The sequence below is a fragment of the Nostoc sp. CHAB 5715 genome, assembly GCF_020829685.1.
Taxonomy (GTDB): Bacteria; Cyanobacteriota; Cyanobacteriia; order Cyanobacteriales; family Nostocaceae; genus Nostoc.
Map to the genome: position 1 here is coordinate 1 of NZ_JAIVFR010001064.1, position 2,403 is coordinate 2,403.

Here is a 2,403-nt window from a genome sequence, read left to right on the forward strand (position 1 = left end):
GCGACATGGAAATCCAGAACGGCGCGTCGCTGACGGTGCGCGAATCGCAGATGGCCGTGTTCGTGAATGAGGGCAAGGTGGCCGATGTGTTCGGCCCCGGCATCTACAAGCTCACGACGCAGACGCTTTGTAATGATACCAAAATAATAAATCTGAACCAATTTGAAACTTCTCCGCATTATATATTGCTAAAAAATGGATATCTTTGAGGAATTTGAGAATATTCAGTGCTGTTTCAGTTTTGGTAGACACTACTGTTTCATAACAATCGACCTGCCAATATTGGAATTCTTCATAGCTGTCAGTCAACTCAATCTCTAAATACTTGGTTAATTCTGGTGAAGGTAGGGGCTGATTATTGGTGGTTGGTAAGGCAAAGTATTTAGGAGATATGCGTTGGCAAAATTTAGTCTTGTCTTCTTTAATTCCCAATTCTTGTACTAAAAAGGCGATTAATTCGGATTTAACCAAATGTCCAGGATGAATTTGTTGACTATTGGTGTGACTTTTTGGGAATGATTGAGTTTCTACCCACAAGTAAAAAGACCCTGACTGAATAAAGTCAGTTTCCTCGTTTGGTATCCAGGTGCCATGAAGTATTCTCATAGTTATGATGCCTCTGGATTGTTCGGAAATTCACGCGCCTTAGAATTACTTTAGCAAACAGAGGTGCTAGAATTATCTCCTTTATGCAAAAGAAAGCGATGGTGTTCTGGTGCGATCGCTTGACTTACGCACTATAGAGCCATACCAGGGATAATAAAAATTTTTCGGCAGTGTCTTCTGTAAATTACCCACTCCGTAGGTCAAGAAAGTACTGAACATCTTTCATCAATTCAGGTTTTCCTGCCTCTTCTTGAGGTCTTTTACGTTGTTCAACTTCATCAACACTTGGTCGCGGCGGTAAAGTAGGCCACCATAACCCTCGGTCATCTGGGCCAACAACTGCTCCTGGCGGTTTCAATCCATTCCGATTCACCACTGAAGTATTCGCAAAGGTTTCAATGCGTGGCTGTGGTTGACTAGTTAGGTTATTCGCATACTTAACTTGCCAGGTGTAACTGGTGAGCGCTGTAGCTTCATACCGTTCAGCAGTAGTAGTACTGCAACTAGTTAATGTCAGTGCCGTTAGTGCAGTTATTATTGAGGGTAAAATTTTCAACTTTTGCATTATCAATCGTAAATATCTCTTACTAATCACTCTTGAAGAGAGAGTGTGCCATCATTGCTGCCAAGGAGAAGGAATCGCTGTTGCCCTTAAGCACTTCTCCCGTTGTTAATCTGATCGCCGTCTGCTCACAATTCGGACATTGGATTTTCACCTGAATTAGTGAAGGACGACCAAAATATTCTCCCATTACAGGTTCCCCAGTGTATTCACAGATTATTCCCTGCTGACAGTGCCAACACTCGAATACCACGCGCCCCACTGGTTTGTCGCAGTCCAAAAACTGGATATGTTGACAGCGTTCTGGCGCTAACTCTTCTTCTTCATCGCTCTTTGTCAATTGACCCTGTTGCGAATGGCTGTTGCGGTAATTTGGATTTTCTCTTGTCAGCAGAGGTACGTTTGGCTTTACTTCTCTCTAAATGTTGCGGTTTTTCAGCAGCGTTTGTCTTTGACCTTAAAGGAGGTATCACCTTTGCTTGGGTTGGCTGCTCAATTGACGGCAGATCATCACTGGGAGTCATGTCAGGCTGAGAGGTTGGCTGCTGGTAAAACTCTAAAGCTTTAGGGTACTGACCTTGAATGGAGTAAACAGCCGCAATGCTATTGAGAGTCGAACTTTCCCCCGCTTTGCTGCCGATTTGTTGGTAAATTGTTAAGGCTTGCTGGTATAACATTAAAGTTTTGGCATACTGACGCTGCCTAGAGTAAACTGACCCAATACCTCTAAGGTTTGCACTTTGCCCTTTCTTGTCGCCGATTTGTTTAGCAATATTATTTGCTTGCTGGTAAAACTCTAAAGCTAGAGCATACTGACTGAGTTTGTTATAAATTGCCCCAATACCATTGATGGACTCACCTTCCCCCTTCTTGTTGCCGATTTGTTTGGCAATGCCATTTGCTTGCTGGTAAAACTCTAAAGCTTTGGCGTACTGATTTTGGCTAGAGTAAAAGTCTCCAATACCATTAAGGGTTTGAATTTGCTCTTTCTTGTCACCAATTTGTTTAGCAATGCCATTTGCTTGCTCGAAGAACTCTAAAGCTTTAGCATACTGACTCTGGCTATAGTAAACTGCTCCAATACCATTGAGGGTTTGAATTTCCTCTTTCTTGTCGCCGATTTGTTTGGCAATGCCATTTGCTTGCTCGAAGAACTCTAAAGCTTTGGCATACTGACTCTGGCTAGAGTAAACTTCTCCAATACCATTGAGGGTTTGAATTTCCTCTTTTTTGTC

General features: G+C 42.7%; 4 protein-coding genes and 1 pseudogene. 1 reads left to right on the forward strand and 4 read right to left on the reverse strand.

What is annotated here, in order from left to right; genetic code table 11:
* Nucleotides 1-5: 5 nt before the first annotated feature.
* Nucleotides 6-209, forward strand: a complete 204-nt coding sequence (locus LC574_RS39515) for an SPFH domain-containing protein (protein WP_368736777.1) — start codon at nucleotides 6-8, stop codon at nucleotides 207-209.
* Here LC574_RS39515 and LC574_RS35890 read toward each other — a convergent pair.
* The 4 genes and pseudogenes from LC574_RS35890 to LC574_RS35905 all read right to left on the reverse strand — a co-directional run.
* Nucleotides 112-606, reverse strand: coding sequence for a hypothetical protein (locus LC574_RS35890; RefSeq protein WP_306422213.1), 495 nt, complete (start codon nucleotides 604-606; stop codon nucleotides 112-114). The two genes, LC574_RS39515 and LC574_RS35890, sit on opposite strands and share 98 nt — an antisense overlap.
* 81 nt (nucleotides 607-687) lie before the next feature.
* A pseudogene (locus LC574_RS35895) lies at nucleotides 688-1,171 on the reverse strand (hypothetical protein).
* A gap of 22 nt (nucleotides 1,172-1,193) precedes the next feature.
* Entirely contained in the window at nucleotides 1,194-1,508 is a 315-nt protein-coding gene (locus LC574_RS35900; RefSeq protein ID WP_229458385.1) for a hypothetical protein, read from the reverse strand.
* The coding region (locus tag LC574_RS35905) for a tetratricopeptide repeat protein (RefSeq protein ID WP_229458386.1) at nucleotides 1,492-2,403 on the reverse strand (912 nt) is incomplete at its 5' end. The genes LC574_RS35905 and LC574_RS35900, both read right to left, overlap by 17 nt.